The organism is Proteus sp. STS61-E (assembly GCF_040932335.1).
GTDB lineage: Bacteria > Pseudomonadota > Gammaproteobacteria > Enterobacterales > Enterobacteriaceae > Proteus > Proteus mirabilis_B.
In genome coordinates, this window is the sequence record NZ_JBFQGE010000003.1 from 227,105 (window position 1) to 251,439 (window position 24,335).

The following is a 24,335-nucleotide window of genomic DNA, read 5'->3' on the forward strand; positions in this document are numbered from 1 at the left end:
TCGTTAATGACACTTATATTACTCATTAACTACAAAAATGAGTGCTAATGACACTTATATTACTCATTAATTGGAAGGCGTTCTTTTAATAGTAAAGATAAAACATGTGGTGAAGAAGGAACAAGTCCTACCTTTAAGCCAAAAGGTTTGAATACTTTATTAATGATATCAGCAGAGTAATTACCTCTATCATTTTCTATTTCAGATAAGGTTTTGCGTGAAACATTAATGAGTTTTGCATAAAGATCTTGATTCAAACCTAGGACTCTAATCCTTAGCATTTTCAATGCTTCTCCTTGAGTTATTTCTCCGAATAACAGATTTGCCATAATCTTGCTAATGACTTGTTTTCTATCAGTTGTTGCTACAAACTGATGATTCTTAGAAGCTCTAGTGGGAAATTTATCTATGTGATTTTTATTTTCAACATTGTTCATGGTAATAATCCCCAGCGTTCTAATTTATTAGGTATGAAATCAAAGCCAAATGAAGGCATGGTCAAAATTTGCGTAGGTACACCCCTCATTTCTAATCTTTCTTTTAAAGTCAGTAATTGTTGTGCTGTTTCTTTTAATGCTTTAAGTAATTGTTCTGGCGATATTAAATCAGATAAGGAATCTGCAATATTAATAAAATTGTACTCACCACCAATTTCACTTTGAGAGCTCCATTTTGTCGTTCTAGCAATACCTTCTGGATCAGCTTTCATTGGTGCAAAATCATAAATAGGTGCGAGATAAATTGCGTTGTTATATCTTATAAAAGAAGTATTTCGCCCATGATTATCGCTATTACCAAAAATAATATTCAATAAATCTCGCCTTACCCATTCGATAATAAAATTTGCCGTATCAAATTGAAAACCAAATTCAGTAACCATATTACTGTGGGTAATCTTATCTATTAATTCTTTGATAACAGTTTCATGATATAGCGTTGTACCTGGTGCTTTATTCAATATGGAATAGACGGACTCCATAGCTAAACGAATAATTTTGTTATCTTCTATTTTTATATCAAACCGAGGCAGCCATAAAGAAGGGTAATTATCACCTTCTTCTAAACGCATATCATTAATTGGGATCGTATCAAATCCCATATCTGTGAGTTCGTGATAAAAATGATATTCTGCTCTTAAGATATTACAATCTACAGTTGAACGGCTTCCTCTAGGAAACTTAACTAAATAATGCTTATCAAGATTAGATATATCGTCTTGATAAGTATCAATCCAAACTTCCTCATTATCGTTGCATCTTAATAATAACTTAGGTGCCTCACCTCCAGCCCCTGTTGCGCCACCTGCTGCTGCTCCTTTACGTTGAGCATAATCTAAAAAATCACTCGCTCGATTTTTTACATCATTAATAGTGAAAAAAAGATTTCTATTTAAGGGAGATGGTATGGGTAATGACTCTTTCACCCTTAAGTTTCCAATGGGAGAAATAGTACCGTTATGAAGTAATTTATAATTTTGTTGTTCAATGCTAAGTTCAGCAATATCAAGATATTGGATCCAATATCGCCGACTCGCTCCACTAGGTACAATATCATCTAAGAATTTAAGCCAGCTTGGTGAGCCATTATCATCAAAATAAAGTTCAACAGGATGATTAATAGAAACGGCATGGTGATCATCTTGATAAAGATGCTCTATTGAATAACTTGTTTCATACTCCAACTCTGTAATTGGATAAGTAATATCATATTTATTGGCATATAACATGCGGTCATACTTAGGAAAATTAATAATGGCAATATCTGTCCATTCTTGATTCAGGAAGGCTTGTAATGTTATTTTTTCCATATCAATTATCCTTCATACCCTAATGAGTGATATATTACTCATTAAAGCATAAAAAAGAATTTAATGACACTTATATTACTCGTTAACTGCAAAGATGAGCACTAATGACACTTATATTACTCATTAATAAATAGCATAACGACTAATAACATGTTTTTTCTGTATAAACCTTAATTTTCCCTTTAGTTATTTCTTTTAAAAAATAAACCACCTTAACCCTTTCTTCATGGGATATCTTCAAAGTTAACTATACTTATTCTTTATTAATAATGATTTTTACTTCGAATCGGCAGAAAAGTAACTTTTTATTTAAGCATAACGAGTGAATAGCAAGAATAGCTCCATATTGAGGTTGGTATCTTTGCTATCCTTAACCAATATGTTCAGAACGAAAGTTACTTATTAGAAAGAATAAAAGGTTGGTTATGTCTTCTTTTGTACCTCAATTAAGTATTATCGTTGCCGTTTATAATGGTGAGAAATTTTTATCGAAATTTTTTAACTATTTACAAGCGCAGAAACTACCGAGTTGGGAGCTTATTCTTGTTGATGATGGTTCTAAAGATAATTCACTGAAATTACTTTATGAATGGGAAGATAAATTCCCTGATGTCACTATTTTGACACAAGAAAACCAAGGCGTTTCCGTTGCTCGCAATACTGGTTTTCATGCTGCTCGTGGAAAATACGTCGCTTTCCCTGATATTGACGATGTTATCGATGCCAGAATGTATTCTCGTTTGCTCGAAATCGCTCTTGCTGATGATTTAGATATTGCGACTTGCAATGGTAATTATGTCTATGCAGATGGACGACCTTCACGACCTATATTCCCATCTAACCGATTACATTCAACCGATGTTTTAACTGGGCCACAATGGCTAGAAATGGCATTAAATTCTAAGAAATTTTTGCATGTGACTTGGTTAAATATTTATCGACGCGAATTTCTACTTGCTCATGGTTATTATTTTGAGCCTGGTTTACATCATCAAGATATTCCGTGGACAACAGAAGCATTATTAACCGCTAAACGTGTCAAATATATTGATGAGCGTTACTACGATTACTTTATTCACTCTGGATCTGTTTCTCATACAACACCTAATGATTCTATTCATGTTAGAACAATTCATAATTACATGAAAATATTAGAAATGCTTGATGCTATTAATCAAAAGCATAAGGAAGTGTCTCAAAATATCAATGCATGTTATTGGCAAATAGCTAAAGAGGGGTTGGGGATCATCCATTCAATTGGTTCTATTCAATCTATTGAAGTTAAAAAACAGATAGTTAAAGAGTTTTTTGATAGAGGAATATGGTCATTAATTTGGAATAATGCGAAAGATTTTAGATTGCGTTGGCGTCTAGGACGACGCTATTTTAAATTAAAAAGAATATTAAATTCATAATCACAAGAGGGCACAATAATGTGCCTTTTTTATTTTCAGTGCATATTAAATAAAATGAAATAATCTAATTTCGTTAAAAAGTCACTTTATTTCGTTTTGCGCTCACTAATAAATTCAATGATAAATATATAACTTATTTATTAGAAAAATACTGTGCACTTGCTAGAAGTTTGCCATAATGAGTATTACTGCTTAATAAAAGTTTATGTAAAATCAATAAACTGTCGAATATTATTCGAGTAGTTGAATAAAAAAACTTATTATGATGCCACTGGTTTAGCCTTTATCTGTACCAAGTTGCAGAACATCATAATTATCATTGTTATTTATCTTGTTTCAGCCTCTTCATCTTATTTAGATAGAGACTGATGATAAGCCGTATCTAAAAAATCGGAGAATGTTTTATGTCTATTCGGTTTGGTTGGCGTCAATCATTAGTAACGTTAACTTGCTTAGCCGCGTTAAGCGTCCCTTTTGCAACATCTGCTCAAACGTTGAAATTAGCGATTGGTGAAGAGCCAACAGAGGGTTTCGACCCAATGCTGGGTTGGAGTCATGGCAGTTATTTACTTCTTCATAGCCCATTGTTAAAGCAAAATGCGGATCTCTCTTGGTATAGCAATATGTTAAGTGACTATCAGCCAAGTGAAGATGGTAAAACATGGAAATTAACGTTAAAGCCAGATTTAAAATTCTCTGACGGTCTGCCTCTTACAGCAAAAGATATCGTCTTTACCTATAACAATGCCGCTGCAAGTGGCGGTAAAGTTGATATGGGTAACTTCCTTTCTGCAAAAGCAGATGATGACTTACATGTCACTATTACATTAAAAGCGCCACAAAGTACTTTTGTTAACGTACTCGGCTCTTTAGGCATTGTTTCTGCTGATAAGTATGATGAAAAAACCTATGCACAAAAGCCAATTGGTGCTGGTCCTTATCGCATGGTCAGCTTCCAACCCGGTCAGCAATTAATTGTTGAAGCTAACCCTTATTATGCAGGACAGAAAAACGATTTTGAAAAACTCATCTTTGTTTTCCTTGATGAAGATGCCGCCTTTGCTGCTGCTCAAAGTGGGCAATTAGGCATTGTGCGTATTCCACCAGCAACGGCTGCAATCGCTAAGAATTTACCAAATACCAAATTGTGGGAAAGACCAAGTGTTGAGAACCGCGGTATTGTTTTCCCAATGGTAAAATCAGGTGAGAAGAACGCCTTAGGTTATGACATTGGTAACGACATCACCGCAGATATCGCTATTCGTAAAGCGATTAACTATGCTCTTGACCGTAAATTGTTATCAGAGCAAGTGCTTGATGGTTATGCCGTTCCTGCATATACCGGTGTAAAAGGTTTACCTTGGGATCAAACTGACGCTGCTTTCAAAGATGGTGATGTTGAAAAAGCGAAGCAAATTCTTGAAGATGCAGGTTGGAAACTGAATAAAAGCGGTATTCGTGAAAAGGACGGTTTAGAAGCCAAACTGACCTTATGGTATACCAGTGGTGATGCAACTCGTCGCGATTTAGCCGAATCAATTCGTGCGCTAGTGCAACCTCTTGGGATTCAAATGGATCTTAAATCAGGAAGTTGGGATACAGTAGAACGCTATATGCACTCAAATCCAACTTTATTTGGTTGGGGTAGCCTTGATCCTATGGAGCTTTATCATCATTACAGTGCTAATGCCGCTGGTGTTGGTTATTATAATCCGGGTTATTATAAAAATCCTGAAGTCGAAAAACACCTACAAGCCGCACTTGATGCCCATACGTGGCAAGAAGCTGTTCCTCATTGGAAAGCCGTTGAGTGGGATGGTAAAAATGGCGTTGGTGTAAAAGGTGATGCTGCTTGGGCTTGGTTGATGAATGTGCAACATACTTACCTAACTAACCCTTGTGTTGATCTGGGGACAGGAACACCTGAAATCCATGGTTCATGGTCATTATTAAATAGCGTAGATACTTGGAAGTGGACTTGTCAGTAATACGTCAAAGTGCGGGTTTTTTCCTGCGATTACTCTGCCTGCTGTTGGTGACAACAGCAGGTGTTTTTATTTTATTAAGTTTTTCACCGATCGATCCCATTAAGGCCTATATCGGTAGTGATCTACTGAATGTTCCTCCGGAACAATATCCTTTAATTGCGGCGCGTTGGGGAATTGACCAACCTTTATGGATGCGATTTTGGCTTTGGTTTAGCCAAATTATTCAAGGGGATTTTGGCTATTCCATGTTGTATAACATGCCTGTTATTGATGTTATTCGTGAGCGTGCCGGGCCTTCGTTTATCTTGCTTTTCTCAGCGTGGGTATTTTCAGGTGTTATTGGCGTTGTGATGGGATTAGTCGCAGGTCGATATCTTAATCGTTGGCCAGATAGAATTATCTCTACTTTATCTTATTTATTAGCCGCATTACCGACATTTTGGGTGGGATTACTGCTGTTATCTCTGTTTTCTGTCACCTTACATTGGGCACCAATTTGTTGTGCGTGGCCGATGGGAAGTAGTGCCGAAACGGCAACATTAAGTCAGCGTTTTTCCCATCTGATCTTACCTATGATTGCGCTTGGATTATTAGGCACTGGGAATATCGCTTTGCATACTCGCGCAAAAGTTGCCGAAGTAATGGGCAGTGAATTTATCCATTTTGCTAAGGCTCAAGGTGATAAAGGGTGGGCTATGATGCTATTTCATGTTCTACGTCATGCCATTACACCTGCACTTTGCTTACAGTTTGCATCAATCGGCGAATTGCTTGGAGGCTCTCTCTTAGCAGAGAAAGTGTTTGCTTATCCTGGATTAGGGCAAGCAACGGTTGATGCCGGATTACGAGGAGATATTCCTCTGTTAATGGGTATTGTTGTTTTTAGTACTATTTTGATTTTCTTTGGCAATAGTATTTCTAACTTGCTATTGCGACGTATTAATAAAGGAATTTTGCGAGACTCATGATTTACGATCCAAATAGGCCTTTGTTGCGACTTTTATTAGTAGCCCTCGCGTTAATTGGGTTAGTGGCGTATGGCTTTTCTGTTTCTCATACGGATATCGCAATGGATTTTCTGGCTAGGAATCAAGCTCCGTCAGATCAGTATTGGTTTGGGACTGATAACTTAGGTCGTTCTTTATGGCTACGTTGTTTCCAAGGTATGTTGAGCAGTTTAAATATCGGTGTGACGAGTGCAGTTGTTAGTGGTGCAATCGCCTTAATTTTTGCTGGTATCTCCTCAATTAACCGTTATTGTGATTTTTTTGTAAGAGGCGTTGTTGACGCGCTTTTAGCATTACCTCATTTATTACTGTTGATTTTAATTTGTTTTACATTAGGTGGTGGGCAACAAGGGGTAATTTGGGCGGTGGCATTAACCCATTGGCCTAAATTAGCTTTAATTTTAAGAGGCGAAATTCAGCGTATTAGAGAAGCTGATTATGTGATGTTATCACGCCGTATTGGTAATACACCTTTTGAGTGCGTGAAAAAACACTATATCCCTATGCTATTACCTCAGTGGATCGTGGGAACATTGTTAATGTTTCCTCATGCCGTATTGCATAGCGCAGCCTTAAGTTTCCTCGGTTTTGGTCAGGCAGCTCATGAACCTTCACTCGGCTTGTTACTGGCTGATGCACTGCGTTATTTAAGTACGGGCTCATGGTGGATGGTGGTGTTTCCGGGATTGATTTTGATGTGCTTGGTATTGATCTTCGATCAATTTGCTAAAGCAATGCAACAGTTATGGTTAAGAGGGGCAGGATGTTAAGTTTTGAACAGCTTTCCATTGATATCGCACAATTTCGTTGGCTAGGAAAACGAAATTGGCAACCGTTGCTAAAATCAATCTCATTGGATATTAAACCCGGAAAGATGCTGGCATTAGTCGGTGGCAGTGGTGAAGGTAAAAGCCTGTTATTACAAAGTGCATTAGGACTTTTGCCTGCCAATATGCGAGTCCGTGGTGCGATTAAATTGAATGGGCATACGCTAAGTGAACGGGAACTTATCGCTTATCGTGGGAATACCTTTTGTTATATTCCTCAAGGTGTCAGTGCCCTGAATCCGTTGATCTGTATCGGTGACCAATTAAGCCGCTCTGCGCGTTTAAGTGGTGCTGATGTTACGTCTGATGATATCGTGCAACAGTTAGGGCTTTATCATCTTTCAGGCTCATTGGTAAAAACATATCCAGCAAAACTATCTGGTGGGATGGCAAAACGTGTATTAGCCTGTAATGCGACGCTCTCTAATGCACAATATATTTTGGCTGATGAAATCACCTCGTGGCTTGATGATGAACATGCATGTTTGTTATTAGGACATTTAAGAGAGTTATGCAATCAAGGTAAATCAGTGCTTTGGGTGACGCATGATTTAGCTTTAGCTGCACGATTTGCGGATACGATCGCGGTGCTTAATCAGGGTGAAGTTAACGAGATTATTCCAGCGAATGTGCTTAATCGTCATGAAGGTAGTGAGTGGTTGAAAACGCTTTGGAATGCATTACCTGAACAACAATTTATAAATACAAAAGAAGCATCACTTAACCCATTATAATATTGAGTTCTTAAGTTTTATTTTTATACATTTAATTTGTTATTTCTGGAGTTATCTTTATGCCACTTTTAGAGTTAAAACAATTATCTGTGGAGCAAGCAGGTAAAGTGTTATGGCAAGATCTCTCCTTTTCGTTAGATGCGGGAGAGCGACTCGGTATTTCAGCGCCAAGTGGCACAGGAAAAACGACATTAGGTCGTGTTTTAGCTCAGTGGCAAATGCCTACTCAAGGTTCAATTCTTGTTAATGGTAAACCATTATCTAACAAGGGTTATTGTCCTATTCAGTTAGTTCCTCAACACCCTGATAAATGTTTTAATCCCTTTCGAACAACGGGAGATAGTGTTCGTGATGCTTGGTCACCAGATGAAAGTTGGTTTGAAAAACTAAGGATCAAGCAAGAGTGGTTAACGCGTAGACCTAATGAATTATCAGGCGGAGAGCTTGCACGTATTGCGTTATTACGAGCATTAGATCCTCGTACTCAAATATTAATTGCTGATGAAGTAACGGCGCAGTTGGATGCACAAATTCAAGCCGATATTTGGCAAGTATTGATCGATGAAAGTCAGAAGCGTCCTTTAAGTTTGATTATTTTTAGCCACAATAAAGCACTACTTGAGAAGGTTTCGACCAAAGTGTGGTGGGTCGATAAAGAAGAGTATTTCTATAATAAGAACGGATAACTATTCTCTTTAATAAAAAAGCTTCCTATATTTTGATATAGGAAGCCAAATATAACTGCTAAATGTAACAATAAGGAATTAGAAGCGATAAGTGTAACTTACACCTATTTGCATATCGTGATTACGATAGGTTGTCATTTCCCAATTTGCGGATGTATTGACGGAAGATTGGTTATCAAACTGATAAGTTAATCCTACATTAGCAAATGGGCGTTGTTTGAGTTGTTTTTTATTGTCTGCATAATTGATTTTCTGCTGACCGATATAATCAATATGGCTACGGAAATCATCTTGATGATGCGATAAGCTCCACAGTAAACCCGCCTTAGTATTAAATATGAATGAAGAACCTAGTAAATACTCCATCCCTAATCCCATTTTGGCTAATAGCGAATGTGTTTTCAGTGCATCGTAATGTACTAGAAATTGGGCATTCTGTGTTTCGCTATAGGCTGAGCGAGATATCTGGTTGAAAGTAAGTCCTACAAATGGCGTAAGTAGTAAATTATCTGATAATGAATAAGGATAATAACCTTGAAAATCAATATGGTATCCAGAGAGTCTGGCATCGCCTTTACCAGCTTCGGTATCTTCTAATGCTTGTCTTTCGATAGATACTTTACGACTTAAGTACGCCCCTTTTAATGACAGATGTAATGCATTGCTATTTAATTCTGCATTGAGTGATGGCATTAAATCTAAACTAAAACCAATTAAAGGTAATGCATAACCTTGATATTGATAGCCTTTAGGTAATGAAGAATAAACATCTGTATCAATGGCAAGCCCTACAATTAATGGAATATGGTTAATATCAAAACGATAAGCACCACTTAACCCAGTTTGTGTTGCATTGGCTTTATTTACATTTTGATAGTGTGCAAAGCCGCTAATACAGGCTTTTTTAGTACCCACAGAACAGGTTGCAGAAGCCAGATAGCGTAATTGTCCTTGTTGCATATCCATTAATTTATAGCTATTTTCAGCTATTAATTGCATGGATTTATGGGTGTTTTCAATATCAATAGGTTTGCTAATAACAACGGATGGTTTGGTATCTGCTTTCTCTTTAGTGCGCAGTGCTAACCCGTCTTCAACGGGTAGTATTTCTTTCGCTAAGCGCTCTTTTTCAGCTTGCTCTTGTTGTTTGGCAATCTCGGCTAGGCGTGCTTTCTCAGCTTGCTCTTGTTGTTTGGCAATCTCGGCTAGGCGTGCTTTCTCAGCTTGCTCTTGTTGTTTGGCAATCTCGGCTAAGCGCTCTTTTTCAGCTTGCTCTTGCTGTTTGGCAATTTCGGCTAAGTGTTCTTTCTCAGCTTGTTCTTTCTGTTTAGCAATCTCGGCTAAGTGCTCTTTTTCAGCTTGCTCTTTTTGTTTGGCAATCTGGGCTAGGCGTGCTTTCTCAGCTTGTTCTTGCTGTTTGGCAACCTCGGCTAAGCGCTCTTTGTCTGCTTTTTCTTGCTGTTTGGCAATCTCGGCTAAGCGCTCTTTCTCTGTTGTTGTTTTATCTTGATCCTCTTTATTTTTATCTATTGCGATGCCTTGTTGTATATCAAGCGCTTCTTTGTATACGTTGTATTGATATTCTCTGGCTTTTAATTCTGGTGTTAATGCTAATGATTCGAAATTATTTAAAGTATTTTGTATATTATCGAGTTCCTTTTGTGCTAATGCCTCGTTATCTTGATATTTTGTATATTCGCCAATGTACTTATTGAATAAATCAGGATCATCTAATTTTTTTTCTAAACTTAATTTATTTAAATTTGCTTCTTTTCTTCTTTTTTCAGTCTCTTTTTGTTTTTCTAAAAGCGCGAGTCTAATTTTTTCTCTTTCTTTATTAATATCTAAAGAAAGATTATCAACTATATTCTTCATAGATGAAATGTTATTATTAGCAATTAATGCTTGATAATCTTTATCTATTTTATTGGCTTCTTCTATTTTCCAACTAACAAATCTCCAGATATTATCTTTATTATTAGCGACACCAAAAGCAACCTTTCCGTCACTTGAGATAGCGTGTGCTTCAGATTCTAATTCATTGGAATGGTTTAAGTTTGGTAGTAATAATGAAGTATCATTATCTCTAAAGTAGATAAAGGCACTTCTAGGATATCTCGATTCTAAATCTTTATTATAATCAAAGCTTCTATTGATATTTCGTTTATATCCTTGCTCTACCCAGCCTACAATAGTATTACCATTGTCTGAAATTCCAGTAGCTTCTGAATTATAATAGTCACTATTATCTGGGTTTATTCTGCTAGGAATAATGGTTTTGTTATCTTTTGCATCGTAAATAAATGCTTGTCTAAGTAGTCTTTGATTTCGCTCATTTTTATACTTTACTCTATCTTCTAACCAGCCTACTGCAATATTATTTTTTGACATTGCATTTATTTTTGCATCACCATATTCTGATTTTGAAATAAAATTAATGGTGTTGTTAATTGAGTCATAAATAAAAGCAGGTTTACTTTCTGAAATAGATGATGTTCTGTTCAATGTTCCATATAAATATTTTCCATCAAAAGAAATACCTGTCAAGATAGGTTTTCTATCTATAATGTCATTAATAAAATCTAAATTTAGGAAAGATTTAAATCTGTTTTTTTCTAAATGATTATTTATATCCGTATTTTCAATATCTTTTAGTGATATTGTTTTTTTAGTTTTATTATCATAGATAAAGTAGGACATTTTATTATAAGGAAGATAGCCATTGTTAGCTTCTTTTATGGTTTCATACTCTGTTGAATAATCAGCATAAAGGCTAAACCTACCATCTTTTGTTGTAAGAAAATAATCTTCCTTATCATAATAAGTATCTTCTTTTGAATTAAATTGATGAACCGTTTTTAGATAAGTATCATAGATAAAAAATCGTTTTAATACATTTTTTTCTTTATTTTCAAGATGATTCCCATGAGCTGTAATGTAACGCCCATCTTCTGATAACGAAAGAAAATTTATATTACTATAATGTTCAATTTCTAAACCTTGGAAACTAACCCCAGCATCATAACTTATACTGTTTTTATTATTGTTAGATAGAATAATAATGTTTGAATATTTTGATGATAATATTGTTGGCGTTGTTTTAGATGATAGCTTTCCGTGATGATAAAAATTATTTGGTAGAGTTAAGTTATTTTTATTTACTTCATAAAATTTAAAATCAATAGGAGATGTTTCTATTAATTCGGAAGTGATATATTTAGAGTAACTTAATGAGGGTGTAATTATTAGCGATATAATAATTGAAATTTTTAATTTGTTTTTATTTATAAGCATAAGAAATGACTCCATCTATTTTGCAGGTTTTTGAAGATTAATTTGAACGTATAAACCTGTCAATATTAGAGTGTTTTATTTAAAAAATTTAATTTCAATTATTTTAGATATTATTAGTTTTTAATTTGTTTTATTTTATTTAATATATTTTTATTATGAATATATGTTAGGTGTTTTTATGAATGTGATGTTTCTTTTATTAAGTTCTATTTTCAGTCGATTAATGTCATCTTTATTGGCAGATTGCCAATTTGCAGCTTCTCCATAAACACCATGTTGATGAAATGCATTAATACGGATCAACACAGATTCACCAAGTGAATTAATAAACTGAGAAAGTAATTCAATATTCTCTAAATAATCAGTTCTCTCTGGAATATATAAAAGGCGTAATTCTGTAAGTAAATTATTATTAGCTAACCATTTGATTGATTCTTTAATCCGCTGATTACCTCTTCCAGTTAAATAAATATGGGTGTCTTCATTCCAACTTTTTAAATCAATCATCGCCCCATCCATAAAAGGTGAAATTTTTTGCCAACCATTAAGGGAAAGCGTGCCGTTACTATCAATTAAACACGTCAAATGTTTGAGATCAGGGGCTTCTTTGATTGCCTTAAAATAATCAATTAAAAAAGGAAGTTGTAATGTAGATTCTCCACCACTTACTGTTACGCCGTTAATAAATGCTGCATATTTACGTGTAATAGCCATTAATTCATCAACGGTATAGGTTAAGGTCATTGGGCTTGATTGACGTGGGCATTGCTGAATGCATGTGTCACATTGTTCACAACTGGTGCTATTCCAACGCATTACTCCATTCTGCAATGAAAGCGCTTGCTGTGGGCAAGTCGGAATGCAGTCACCACAATTGTCACAGATCCCCATGGTATAGGGATTGTGACAATTTTTGCACCGCAGATTACACCCTTGTAGGAAGATGGCCAGACGATTGCCTGGGCCATCAACACAAGAAAAGGGGAGTATCTTATTTATCGAAGCGCATCTGCTGTTCATGACTGATAACTCGTGGTTTACGTTCAGCAATATGACAATTTGCCGTGGCTTCATCACCTAACCAAGTGGTATTAAGACGGGAGCCTTCTTCTTTATATTTTTTCAGATCAGATAAGCGCACCATATAACCTGTAACACGCACTAAATCATTTCCACCCACATTGGCGGTAAATTCTCTTAATCCGGAAGAAAATGCCCCTAAACAGAGTTGCATTAAGGCATCAGGGTTCTGTTTGATGGTTTCATCAACCGTTAAAATATCGCTGATCCCTGAGGTATAAAATTGATGGTGAGGAGCAACGGTCATTAAGTGGGTAACAGGATCTGGCTCTTTACCATAAGGAATTCGAGTCGCAGGAGTTGTGCCAATATCAGAACTAATACCTGATTGAGCATGTAGCATTGCTCGGTGGTTCCAACCATATTTTACAGGTGTTTCAGTGACAAATTGTGCCAATTTTTCACTGATCATATAGCTAAGTTGGTTGGCAGATTCATTGTCACCATAAGCGACATTTTTACCTTCTTTTTCAAGTAAAAGCGCTACTGCTTCTGCCATTCCATAGATCCCAAACATAGGGGCAAAACGATCAGGTGAGATCAATCCTTCTTCAACTAAGAAACTCTGTTTAAAGAAGTTAGATTTTTCATAGAGAAACTCGCAACGAGCATCAATGATCTCAATCTGTTTTTGCATGTAAAAAGGCAATACATTTTTAAGAAAATCGAGGCTATTTTGACTACGCTGCGCAACCTCTTTGAGGTTTATACGCACTAAGGTGCTACCACCACCACTTTGAGGCAGAGAGTTATAGCAACTGACAATTCCGTATTCATCTTTGCCAAATACCGCATCTTGCAACGTACCATTAGCAATGTGAGGTTTACTGCTGTGGCAAATATTGGTGATAGCTTGGTGAAGTAAATCAGCAGGCGTTGATTTTGCATCATAAATAAATGTGAGATTAGGTGCGACTTGCTGAAGCTCAACATCCACTTTAAGAATTAGACGTGTAAGAACAGAATCTTCTGGACCAATATTGGCGTGCATAAAGGCATCGGGTAGCGTTCTATCAAGATAGCGCCAGAAGCGTTTTAATTTAGGGTAAAGCTGTTCTTCGGTTAGTTCACCAACATAAGGCAGTAAGATTTTATCAATACGCCCTAAATAAACAGGCATAGAAGTTACAGAAGGAACATGATGATAAAGAATAGTCAGCATGTTTAAGGCATCATCAAAATCTTGCGCAGGTTCCAGTTCTAAATAGCGAGAGCCTTGTGCTAAAAACTTCGCATAATCGGGTAAGACATAACGCGGTTTATAAGGGGCGTGACCTTCATACATATCACAGATAACCCGTTCATTAAGCGCTTTAGCTGCATCCTCAGGAAGTGAGGGATAAGGCAACATATTTTCAGCTTCTAAAGCGAGAAAATGACGTTTTTGTTCAGGGGAAAGGGTTGGGTTTTCTACGATTTGTTGACAACGTTGGATAACAGATTGTTCAGTCATAACCACCTCAGTACTCAAAGAGCCAGAAAAAGATTTAAAACCTATCTTTTTAGGTTAATGACTTGATTAGAATTTACCGTGACTTTAAACAAAACCCCTTTAAAGATTAAGGAAATAGCACGAAAATACGTATAAATTAGATATATCTAAATAAAGTTATGGTTAGCTAGAAATAAAAAAAGTGAGCTCAGCTAATGAATAACTCAACCCACTTAGTGACTTCTTAATGTAATAAAAATCTATGGTTTATCTGTTTTATTCTCTGTGTCGTTATCTTTCTCTTTATCACTCTCGTTTTCTTCTACTTCTTCTTTTTCAGTACGAGGCGGTAAGTTGGCAGTTAATAAATAAGGCGATTGTTGCCAATGAACAGGGGTTAACTGAAGAAGGTTATGAGAAAGCAAAAAGCCAATTGCAAGCGCAACTAATAACATGACACGTAGTAAATTTGTCGTGTTATCGACTTGGCTTGATTCAGTGACAAGCTGGTGAGTATCCAGAGTGAGTCTTAAAAAACCTTTGGGTTTATCTTTGCCCGGTACAGGTACAACAAGTTGGTGATTAAAAGAACCGCCACTCTTTTGCCCTTCTAAAGCTAATCGCTCTTTAACAGTGACATTTTCACCACTATGCGCTATTTGTGTACCATCTTCTAAATAGAGACTGGCATCAAGCACCCGACTATCATGAGTCAGATGATTTAAATTAGCCATAATGAGGGGATTTACGTTATCTTTGCTACTGTCATCTATATAAGTGGATAAAGAGAACGCAACTTGTTCTGCCAGCGTTTTTGCAAGCTCTTCAAACTGAGTAATACGGGCGTGCTGATTTGCACGGCTAAAATAAGACGCGCCTTGCATTAGAAATGCCAATAGTGCGATACAAATCAGTATAATCGCCGTTTTTTGTAGTTTGAATTTTAGTTTGTCTTTAAGCATGTTCATCCTTTTGCGTAAGCAAGTATGTGCATGTTGCCAGATGAGCCAGAGATAGAATAGGCTGAATAACGATTATTTTGTTCAGACAGGGGAAAACAGGAGAATAAGTATGTCAAATAGTCTGACCTATTGCTATTTACCGGATGAAATCCGTAAATGGCCGGGTCTGCCGTTATCACTCAGTGGTGAAGAGGTAATGCCACTAGATTACCGCGCTGGCGATAGTGGGTGGTTACTTTATGGACGTGAACTTGATAAGAAAAGAATAAGCGAGTTCCAACATAAATTAGGTGTGGCAATCGTAGTGGTTTCTTCATGGCGCATTGATGATTACCAAGTTGTGCGTATTGCAGGTAGCCTAACTCGCCGTATCCGTCGTTTATCCGATGAATGTGGCCTAGATGTCGTTCCACTAGGTGAAATTCCTCGTTTACGTTCTCCTGGGCTTTTAGTGATGGATATGGATTCAACGGCTATTCAAATTGAATGTATTGATGAAATCGCCAAACTTGCTGGAGTAGGTGATAAAGTTGCTGCGATAACAGAGCGAGCAATGCAAGGTGAAATGGATTTTAGTGAAAGCTTAAAACTCCGTGTTGCTGAGCTTAAAGGTGCGGATGCTTCTATTTTACAAAAAGTGATGGATGATTTGCCTCTTATGCCGGGGTTAACGAGCTTAGTGCGCAAACTTCAGGCGATGGATTGGCATATTGCTATCGCATCCGGTGGTTTTACTTATTTCGCTGATAATTTAAAACAAAAATTACGTTTAGTGGCTGCTGTTGCTAATCATCTTGAAATTAAAGATGGCAAACTAACAGGTAAAGTTAAAGGCCCTATTGTTGATGCGAAATATAAAGCCCAAGTCCTTGCTCGTTTAGCTAAGGATTTAGAGATCCCAATAGAGCAAACAATTGCCATTGGGGATGGTGCAAACGATCTTAAAATGTTGAGAAAAGCAGGGCTTGGCATTGCTTATCATGCTAAACCTAAAGTGTATGCTCAGGCGAAAGTGGCGATCCGCCACGCTGATCTAATGGGTGTATTGTGCATTTTAAGTGGCGGTTTAAAACACGAAGAGCGCTAAAGGTGTTTTTCTAAAATAATTATTGTTGGGAGAGAAGTGTGGCAAAAGCAGCAAAAAGAGCCTTTGTATGTAACGAATGTGGTGCAGATTACCCTCGCTGGCAGGGACAATGTTCTGCTTGTCATGCGTGGAATACAATTACAGAAGTGCGCCTTGCTGCAACTCCTTCTTCCCGCAACGAGCGTTTTAGTGGATTTGCGGGTGATGCAAAAGGTGTTAGCCGAGTTCAAAAGTTATCGGAAATTAGCCTTGAAGCATTACCCCGATTTTCCACAGGATTTAAAGAGTTTGATCGTGTATTAGGTGGTGGTGTTGTTCCCGGAAGTGCCATTTTAATCGGGGGAAGCCCCGGCGCAGGTAAGAGTACTTTATTGCTACAAACCATGTGCCGTTTAGCGACTGAAATGAAAACACTGTATGTCACGGGTGAAGAGTCGCTACAACAAGTCGCTATGCGCGCTCATCGATTAGGTTTACCGACAGCAGAACTGAATATGTTGTCAGAAACTAGTATTGAACAGATTTGTTTAATTGCCTCACAAGAACAACCTAAATTGATGGTGATTGACTCTATTCAAGTGATGCATATGGCGGATATTCAATCTTCACCGGGCAGTGTTGCTCAAGTTCGTGAAACAGCTGCTTATCTGACTCGTTTTGCTAAAACTAATGATGTTGCCATTATTATGGTAGGTCATGTGACAAAAGATGGCACATTGGCAGGGCCTAAAGTGTTGGAACACTGTATTGACTGCTCAGTGATGTTGGATGGCGAAACAGACTCTCGTTTTCGTACTTTACGTAGTCATAAAAACCGTTTTGGTGCCGTTAATGAATTAGGCGTTTTTGCCATGACAGAACAAGGATTACGAGAAGTGAGCAATCCCTCAGCTATCTTTTTAAGTCGAGGTGATGAAGTTACATCGGGCAGTTCTGTGATGGTGGTGTGGGAAGGTACAAGACCTTTGCTGGTGGAAATCCAAGCATTAGTTGACCACTCAATGTTGTCTAATCCACGACGTGTTGCGGTGGGATTAGAGCAAAATCGCCTTGCTATTTTACTTGCCGTTTTACATCGCCATGGCGGGTTACAAATGTCTGATCAAGACGTTTTTGTGAATGTGGTTGGTGGGGTCAAAGTTACAGAAACCAGTGCAGATTTAGCCTTGTTATTATCATTAGTATCAAGTTTTCGTAATCGTCCTTTACCGCGTGATTTAGTGATATTTGGTGAAGTGGGACTTGCGGGAGAAATTCGACCTGTGCCGAGTGGACAAGAGCGTATTGCAGAAGCAGCAAAACATGGATTTAAACGGGCAATTGTACCAAGTGCAAATATGCCGAAAAAGAATCCCCCTGATATGAAAGTGTATGGTGTGAAGAAGCTGTCAGATGCGTTATCTGTCCTTGATGATTTGGAAGATTTCTAAAGGAGAAAAGTATGGGTTCTTTTGATTATATCAAACAGGCTATCAGAAAAAATGGATATACTTTACAACAAGTTGCTGATGAAAGTGATATGACGAAAGGCTATCTTAGCCAATTGATTAATAATAAAATCAAGAGTCCCAGTGCTCAAAAGATGTCGGCATTACACCAATTTTTAGGGTTAGAATACCCAGTAAAAAAGAAAACTATTGGTGTGATTTTTGGCAAATTTTATCCTCTTCACACAGGACATATTTATTTAATTCAACGCGCTTGTAGTCAAGTTGATGAATTGCACGTCATTTTATGTCATGACGAGCCTCGTGATAAAAACCTATTTATCAACAGTGCGATGTCACAACAACCGACAGTCAGTGATAGATTGCGCTGGTTATTACAAACCTTTAAATATCAAAAAAATATCCGTATTCATGAGTTTGATGAACACGGTATAGAGCCACAGCCTCACGGTTGGGAAATGTGGAGTGAGGGGATCAAAACATTTTTACGTGAAAAGCAAATAACCCCTGATTTTATCTATACCAGTGAACGGGAAGATGCGGATCAATATAATGCTTTCTTGGGTATTGAAACAGTATTGATTGATCCTGAACGCTCATTTATGAATATCAGTGGCAGTCAAATTCGCCAAGCACCTTTTAAATATTGGGAATATATTCCAACAGAAGTTAAACCCTTCTTTGTGCGCACAGTGGCGATTTTGGGTGGAGAATCTAGTGGTAAATCAACGTTAGTGAATAAGCTTGCCAATATTTTTAATACGACGAGTGCATGGGAATATGGTCGTGATTATGTCTTTTCTCACCTTGGTGGTGATGAAATGGCGTTACAATATTCCGACTACGATAAAATTGCTTTAGGACATGCTCAATATATTGATTTTGCTGTTAAATATGCAAATAAAGTTGCTTTTATTGATACTGATTTTGTCACAACACAGGCATTTTGTTTACGTTATGAAGGTAAAGAGCATCCCTTTGTTCAAGCTCTGATTGATGAATACCGTTTTGATTTAGTGATTGTTTTAGAAAATAATACACCATGGGTAGCGGATGGTTTGCGTAGTTTAGGTAGCGATAAAGATCGTCGCCGTTTCCAAACCTTACTAATGGAAATGCTCGATAAAAACAATATCGAGTATATTAAAGTTAACTCACCTGATTATGACGAACGCTTCTTAAGTTGCGTTGAATTAGTCAGAGAATTATTGATGATGCAATCAAAGCATATTGAGTGAATACGTTAATATAAAACGCCTTAAGGGGCGTTTTTACATTTTAGAATAAAAATAATCACTGTTCTCAAAACTCAACGCTTTCCTCTCAGAGTAAATTCCTTTTATTTATTATTCTTTATCACTGATGCACTATCAGAACAAAATCACTCACCAAAAGATAAAAATACATAAAAAAATCTGTCAAATAAGCTATCTACGTAATAATGCTATTTTTTTCAATAAGGTGAAAAAGGTTACTGAAAATTAATGCGGGGATCTCTATTATAGATAACAGGTATAGATTTATCGGTGTGTATTTCTTTTGCCATTAGGTGTGAGGAGTCACACTCTCTATCTTCATTCGCTCAAGTGAAGAAGCAGACTATTTTTCGTAAAAGGACAAGATAATGGCGCAACCTTCCCGTGTTTCACTTCATATTAAGAAAACAGTCATTTCGTTAGCGATTGCTGCTTTAGGTTTTACCGTCTCATCAAATGCATTGGCTTATCAAAAAGTTCATCAACCAGATAATAGCTATCAGCAGTATGTCTCACAGCGCCAAACGGTTGATAGTTTGATCCAAGATGCATTAGATGCCTTTAAGTCACCAGCGCGTGTCTCTGATGCTGGTTTTACGGGAAAACTGCCATCAAATATGGAAATTGTGGCGCAAAAACTGCAACAAGCTTATAAATTAGAACCTTATCGCCTCGATTTATTATTTAGTACTGCTAGCGCTTATATCTATAACAATGATGTTCCTCGTGCGATTACGATTTATAAACAGATCCTAGAAGCGGCTCCTGATGATATTGATGCGCTAATTTACGTCACTTCATGGACTCGTTTTGAAGGTAAAGACAAAGAGAGCGAAGCGTATTTCGCTAAATTGAAATCATTAAATCCAGCTAAAGCTGAAGAGATCAGCCGCTTCTTTGCACAAATTGATCGCGTAAGCACAATGCCATTAAGTGATAAATTAACACAAACAGATTTAGCGAAATTAAATAAAACCAAAGATAACAACGCGATTGTGACATTGGGTTATGCATTAAATCCCGATGGTACAATGAACAAAATCTTAATTGAGCGTCTAAATAAAACCTTAGAAGTGGCTAAGCAATTGCCTGAAGCCATGATTGTCGTTACGGGTGGTGTGCCTAAAGCTCATCAAACAGAAGGTAAATTAATGGCGGATTGGTTGGTGAAAAATGGTATCGCACCAGAGCGTATTTTCCAAGAGAACTACGCGCGTACAACCGTAGAGAATGCGTTATTTAGTCGCTATGCCTTAACCAAACATCGTATTAAAACAGCCGTTATTATTAGCTCTGGTAGTCATGTTCGTCGTGCCGATGCGATTTTCACGCTTGCAAGCTGGCAAAGTGGTCCAAGTGACATTACTTATCTAACGGTTGTTGCACCGGATAAGCCATTAGCTGAATTACAAAAGGCAAGCAAATCAGATATACAAGGTATCTATCGTGATGGCTTAAAAGCGTTAGGATTATGGAGCTTCCGTAGTTATCCACTAGAAGAGCGTTAATAGGAGCGTTTTAACGTTAATTAGCTTAGAAAGGAAGCCTCCTCAATAACAAAAATGATTGAGGAGGTTTTTATTATTTTTTACTGAGGTACTAAATTTATTATAAATTTATACACGCTTAATTTTTATTGAATTGATAACAATTATCATTACTATTGATTCTCACAATAGTTAATAATGAGAAATAAAGTGAGAATTCCTCTGATGATATGCGCATTGATGGCCTCTTTTCCCAGTTTTGCTAGTTGCTTAGCAGTAACTGAAAATAAAGAAATGACAGGTCAGTTTGATAACAACAATACGTTGTGTTTTACCGCTCATTTCGAAAGCCAACGTTATGTTGAATTAAACGCAAAAGGGATACAAAACCTACGGTTAGAGAAACAAGACGGCACTCATATTCGTAGTTTATTAAAGGATATTCCCGCTGATGGGCAACAAAAAGTACGCTTTTTATTACCTGAAACGGCAAATTATCAATTGGTTGCACAAGGTGAAGCTAAAAAACAGTGGCAATTCACGTTAACAACACAGCCTTATCAACCGTTAGATAAAGATGCAGGTATTGCACCAACAAGCCCCCGTTTACAAACACTCGCAAAACAGCTTAATCAACAAAATATTCAGGCGTTTTGGCAACAAATACATCAGGAAGGCGCTCCTCTGATTGAGCCTTATGATAATGATAAAAAGCGAGTGACTTTTTTATGGCGAGGCGCAAAAAAGAATGTCTATTTATTGGGATCACCTGATGGTAATCATGATCCATTAACGCATTTAGCCAATAGTGATATTTGGTATCGTAGTTATATCGTGCCTAACGATACATTAATGCAATATAAGTTAGCGCCAGATGTACCTGTTATTGAAAATTCAGCGCCATTTGAGCAACGTCGCGCGATTCTAACCACAGCACAGGCCGATCCGTTTAATTCCCAAAATTCGCCAAGTCAATCTGAGGATATCTATAATCACTTTTCGTTATTGTCGTTAGACAGTAAACGCGAGTGTCAATTGCCTGATATTCTTGATAGAACAATGAAAGGTAAGACAGAGATTGTTCGTTTTCACAGTGAGATCTTAAATAATGATCGTGAAATCGCACTTTATCAGCCAGCCCAAAAAATGGAAACACCGCGGATCTTGGTCTTATTTGATGGCCAAACGTATCGTCGCCAATATGGTATTGATCGGTTTTTTGATAAACAGATCGAGGAAGGCAAATTGGCACCTATGATGATCTTATTTGTTGATAGTATTGATAGTGATCGCCGTAGTGTTGAATTACCACCAAACCCCGATTTTTACCGTTTCTTAGCAGATGAACTATTTGTTTGGCTAGAAAAAGAGAAAGGCATTCACGTATCTGGAGAAGAAACGATAGTATCTGGCTCAAGTTATGGCGGATTAGCATCTTCTTGGGTCGCATTTAATCGCCCTGATCGCTTTGGTAAAGTGTTGAGTATGTCTGGCTCTTATTGGTGGGCGCCTGAAAATGAAGAGCCTGAATGGCTTATTCGACAATTTGAGCAAGCAGATAGAAAGCCATTGCAGTTTTTCTTAGAGGCTGGGCTATTTGAAAGTCGGGGAGATAAAGGCGGGATTTTAAATAATAATCGTCACCTTAAGCAGGTTTTAGAGCAAAAAGGCTATCCGGTTCAATCACTCGAAATGGCCAGTGGGCATGATTATATTTCTTGGTGTGAAACCCTGTATTTGGGGGCTAAAGCATTAACCCAAGAGAATGACTAGTTTAAGATCTCAACTCGATACCTCGCTTTAACAATATGCTTTAATACAACAGAAGCTTATACATGCATTCGCGGTATAAGCTTTTTGTTTGTCATTAACTTGTCATAAAGTTGTCATCGAAATCGCTTTTACTCTTCATTTCTCTGTCATTTAACTGCCGTAAGCTTTTCCTGACTTAAAACATTAATCCTGTTTTTTTTACTTTAGAGTGCAAGGAAAAAGCTATGTCTCATCGTTACCAACGTTCTATTTTATCCGTTATTGTAACAACGCTATTGGCTGGCGCGAGTTTCTCTTCTTTTGCAGCTCCCGTTGCTGCTGATGCAATTTTGGCACAAGATCGCGCAGCAAAAGGTAATATCACGGAATTTGGCGGTGCTCGCCGTATGACTCAAGATCAAACTGAGGCATTAAAAGCAGCTTTAAATAATAACCAAGCAAAAAATGTGATCCTCTTTATTGGTGATGGTATGGGGGATTCAGAAATCACTGTTGCGCGTAACTACGCGGAAGGTGCAGGTGGTTTCTTTAAAGGTATCGATGCCTTACCGATGACGGGTCAATACACACACTATGCTTTAGATAGAAAAACACAAAAACCTAACTATGTAACAGACTCCGCCGCTTCTGCGACAGCATGGGCTTCGGGTGTGAAAACTTATAATGGTGCATTAGGAATTGATGTGTTTGGTAAGGATCACCAAACTATTTTGGAATTAGCAAAAGCCAATGGAAAGGCAACAGGGAATGTGACGACATCGGAAATTCAAGATGCAACACCTGCGGCACTGTTTTCGCATGTGACAGGACGTAAATGCTATGGTCCCGTTGAGACTTTAGAAAAATGCTCAACAAACGCATTAGAAAATGGCGGTAGAGGCTCTATCTCTGAGCAACTTTTAGTGACTCGAGCAGACGTTACATTAGGGGGCGGAGCGAAAAGTTTTGCTCAGACTGCGGTTGCGGGTGAGTACAAAGGTAAAACATTAGAACAGCAAGCGATTGAACGTGGTTATCAAATCGTGAAGGATGCAAAATCACTGGATGCGATTACGTTGGCAAACCAAGATAAACCAGTATTAGGTTTGTTCCACGAGGGCAATATGGCTGTGGCGTGGGAAGGTCCTAAAGCGACATATCATGGTAATTTGAACAATCCACCATTAGAGTGCAAACCTAATTCTAAACTTGATCCAAATGCGCCAACACTGGCACAAATGACCAAAAAAGCGATCGACTTACTGAAGACCAATGAAAAAGGTTTCTTCTTACAAGTCGAAAGTGCCTCTATTGATAAGCAAGATCATAATGCTAATCCTTGCGGACAAATCGGTGAAACTGTTGCGTTAGATGAAGCCGTACAAATCGGTTTAGATTTCGCTAAGCAAAACGGTGACACTCTGATTATCGTGACGGCTGACCACGCTCATTCAAGCCAAATTATTGAAGCGGATGTGAAATCAAGTGGCTTAACACAAGCGCTTATCACTAAAGATGGTGCAGTAATGGTGGTGAATTACGGTAACTCGGAAGAAGAATCCCAAGAACATACAGGGGCTCAGTTACGTGTTGCTGCTTATGGCCCACACGCTGCTAATGTGGTTGGGTTAACTGATCAAACAGACTTGTTCTTCACAATGCGTGATGCGATGGGTCTGAAATAAATTTAAGTTGAATTTATAGTCTGTCTGAACTTGTAGTCGAATTGCCTTACTAAATTGTTGTATTTTCGCGCGACTTAGAGAGATACCCTCTGGTCGCGTTTTTTTATTAATAATTTAGTCCATTTAAAATAAAATGATAATAAATCAATAGGTTATTTACAGGCTGATTTTGAAAGTTACACATTCTCTGCTATAATTAACAGAATTTACAAATTAATCTATGTAATATTCTCAACTTCTCCATTGATTATTGTACTTAAGTTGCAATATCTTTTTGTCTAATAACGCTCCACGTTATTAAGGCATTACCCGTAAAAAATCTTTTCTCAGATAGATTATCTGCTCGTGGTCTTTCTCTTTTTTATGAGATTGAAGGAGAACAGAGTCA

Annotated in this window: 18 protein-coding genes; 12 read left to right on the plus strand and 6 right to left on the minus strand. The window is 37.4% G+C overall.

Annotated features, from left to right (window positions below):
* Nucleotides 1-59: 59 nt before the first annotated feature.
* Together AB4J89_RS09330 and AB4J89_RS09335 are read right to left on the minus strand one after the other, a co-directional pair.
* Nucleotides 60-437, minus strand: coding sequence for a helix-turn-helix transcriptional regulator (locus AB4J89_RS09330; RefSeq protein WP_088494547.1), 378 nt, complete (start codon nucleotides 435-437; stop codon nucleotides 60-62).
* Nucleotides 434-1,807 carry a type II toxin-antitoxin system HipA family toxin gene (locus AB4J89_RS09335; RefSeq protein ID WP_088494548.1) on the minus strand — a complete coding sequence of 458 codons (1,374 nt, stop codon included), beginning with the start codon at nucleotides 1,805-1,807 and terminating at the stop codon, nucleotides 434-436. Before AB4J89_RS09335 ends, AB4J89_RS09330 begins: the two co-directional genes overlap by 4 nt.
* 425 nt (nucleotides 1,808-2,232) lie before the next feature.
* On the opposite strand from AB4J89_RS09335, the gene AB4J89_RS09340 reads away from it, so the two are divergent.
* The 6 genes from AB4J89_RS09340 (at nucleotide 2,233) to AB4J89_RS09365 (ending at nucleotide 8,464) form a co-directional block, all read left to right on the plus strand.
* Nucleotides 2,233-3,222 (plus strand): glycosyltransferase, encoded by a 990-nt coding sequence (locus tag AB4J89_RS09340; RefSeq protein WP_088494549.1) that lies wholly within the window; start codon nucleotides 2,233-2,235, stop codon nucleotides 3,220-3,222.
* Between the two features lie 404 nt (nucleotides 3,223-3,626).
* Nucleotides 3,627-5,210, plus strand: coding sequence for an ABC transporter substrate-binding protein (locus AB4J89_RS09345; RefSeq protein WP_368469013.1), 1,584 nt, complete (start codon nucleotides 3,627-3,629; stop codon nucleotides 5,208-5,210).
* Nucleotides 5,195-6,178, plus strand: a complete 984-nt coding sequence (locus AB4J89_RS09350; protein ID WP_088494551.1) for an ABC transporter permease — start codon at nucleotides 5,195-5,197, stop codon at nucleotides 6,176-6,178. The genes AB4J89_RS09345 and AB4J89_RS09350 overlap by 16 nt, the downstream gene beginning before the upstream one ends.
* Nucleotides 6,175-6,987 carry an ABC transporter permease gene (locus AB4J89_RS09355; protein WP_088494552.1) on the plus strand — a complete coding sequence of 271 codons (813 nt, stop codon included), beginning with the start codon at nucleotides 6,175-6,177 and terminating at the stop codon, nucleotides 6,985-6,987. The genes AB4J89_RS09350 and AB4J89_RS09355 overlap by 4 nt, the downstream gene beginning before the upstream one ends.
* Entirely contained in the window at nucleotides 6,981-7,778 is a 798-nt protein-coding gene (locus AB4J89_RS09360) for an ATP-binding cassette domain-containing protein (protein ID WP_088494553.1), read from the plus strand. The genes AB4J89_RS09355 and AB4J89_RS09360 overlap by 7 nt, the downstream gene beginning before the upstream one ends.
* Nucleotides 7,779-7,837: 59 nt before the next feature.
* Nucleotides 7,838-8,464, plus strand: coding sequence for an ATP-binding cassette domain-containing protein (locus AB4J89_RS09365; RefSeq protein WP_311755272.1), 627 nt, complete (start codon nucleotides 7,838-7,840; stop codon nucleotides 8,462-8,464).
* A 78-nt stretch (nucleotides 8,465-8,542) separates the two neighbouring features.
* Here the strand turns inward: AB4J89_RS09365 and AB4J89_RS09370 are convergent, their stop codons facing one another.
* The 4 genes from AB4J89_RS09370 to AB4J89_RS09385 form a co-directional block, all read right to left on the minus strand.
* Nucleotides 8,543-11,758 carry an autotransporter domain-containing protein gene (locus AB4J89_RS09370; RefSeq protein ID WP_368469016.1) on the minus strand — a complete coding sequence of 1,072 codons (3,216 nt, stop codon included), beginning with the start codon at nucleotides 11,756-11,758 and terminating at the stop codon, nucleotides 8,543-8,545.
* A gap of 153 nt (nucleotides 11,759-11,911) precedes the next feature.
* Nucleotides 11,912-12,778: a YjjW family glycine radical enzyme activase gene (locus AB4J89_RS09375; protein WP_311755274.1), complete on the minus strand. Its 867-nt coding sequence runs from the start codon at nucleotides 12,776-12,778 to the stop codon at nucleotides 11,912-11,914.
* Complete coding sequence (locus AB4J89_RS09380; RefSeq protein WP_368469018.1) at nucleotides 12,750-14,291, minus strand: YjjI family glycine radical enzyme; 1,542 nt, start codon at nucleotides 14,289-14,291, stop codon at nucleotides 12,750-12,752. The genes AB4J89_RS09375 and AB4J89_RS09380 overlap by 29 nt, the downstream gene beginning before the upstream one ends.
* Before the next feature lie 239 nt (nucleotides 14,292-14,530).
* The gene (locus AB4J89_RS09385; RefSeq protein WP_088494560.1) at nucleotides 14,531-15,232 is read right to left on the minus strand and encodes a YtjB family periplasmic protein; all 702 of its coding nucleotides are present in this window, start codon (nucleotides 15,230-15,232) and stop codon (nucleotides 14,531-14,533) included.
* 109 nt (nucleotides 15,233-15,341) lie between these two features.
* Between AB4J89_RS09385 and serB the strand changes: the two genes are divergently transcribed.
* From serB to phoA, 6 genes are all read left to right on the plus strand, one after another.
* Nucleotides 15,342-16,319, plus strand: coding sequence for a phosphoserine phosphatase (gene serB, locus AB4J89_RS09390; protein ID WP_075672712.1), 978 nt, complete (start codon nucleotides 15,342-15,344; stop codon nucleotides 16,317-16,319).
* Between the two features lie 38 nt (nucleotides 16,320-16,357).
* A complete protein-coding gene (gene radA, locus AB4J89_RS09395) occupies nucleotides 16,358-17,749 on the plus strand; it encodes a DNA repair protein RadA (RefSeq protein ID WP_088494561.1) in 1,392 nt (463 codons plus the stop codon).
* A gap of 11 nt (nucleotides 17,750-17,760) precedes the next feature.
* Entirely contained in the window at nucleotides 17,761-19,005 is a 1,245-nt protein-coding gene (gene nadR, locus AB4J89_RS09400) for a multifunctional transcriptional regulator/nicotinamide-nucleotide adenylyltransferase/ribosylnicotinamide kinase NadR (RefSeq protein WP_311755277.1), read from the plus strand.
* Between the two features lie 386 nt (nucleotides 19,006-19,391).
* Nucleotides 19,392-20,531, plus strand: a complete 1,140-nt coding sequence (locus AB4J89_RS09405) for an ElyC/SanA/YdcF family protein (RefSeq protein ID WP_194951244.1) — start codon at nucleotides 19,392-19,394, stop codon at nucleotides 20,529-20,531.
* 219 nt (nucleotides 20,532-20,750) lie between these two features.
* Nucleotides 20,751-22,283, plus strand: coding sequence for an alpha/beta hydrolase-fold protein (locus AB4J89_RS09410; protein WP_368469022.1), 1,533 nt, complete (start codon nucleotides 20,751-20,753; stop codon nucleotides 22,281-22,283).
* A gap of 224 nt (nucleotides 22,284-22,507) precedes the next feature.
* Nucleotides 22,508-23,947 carry an alkaline phosphatase gene (phoA, locus tag AB4J89_RS09415; protein WP_311755279.1) on the plus strand — a complete coding sequence of 480 codons (1,440 nt, stop codon included), beginning with the start codon at nucleotides 22,508-22,510 and terminating at the stop codon, nucleotides 23,945-23,947.
* The last annotated feature ends 388 nt before the right edge of the window (nucleotides 23,948-24,335 follow it).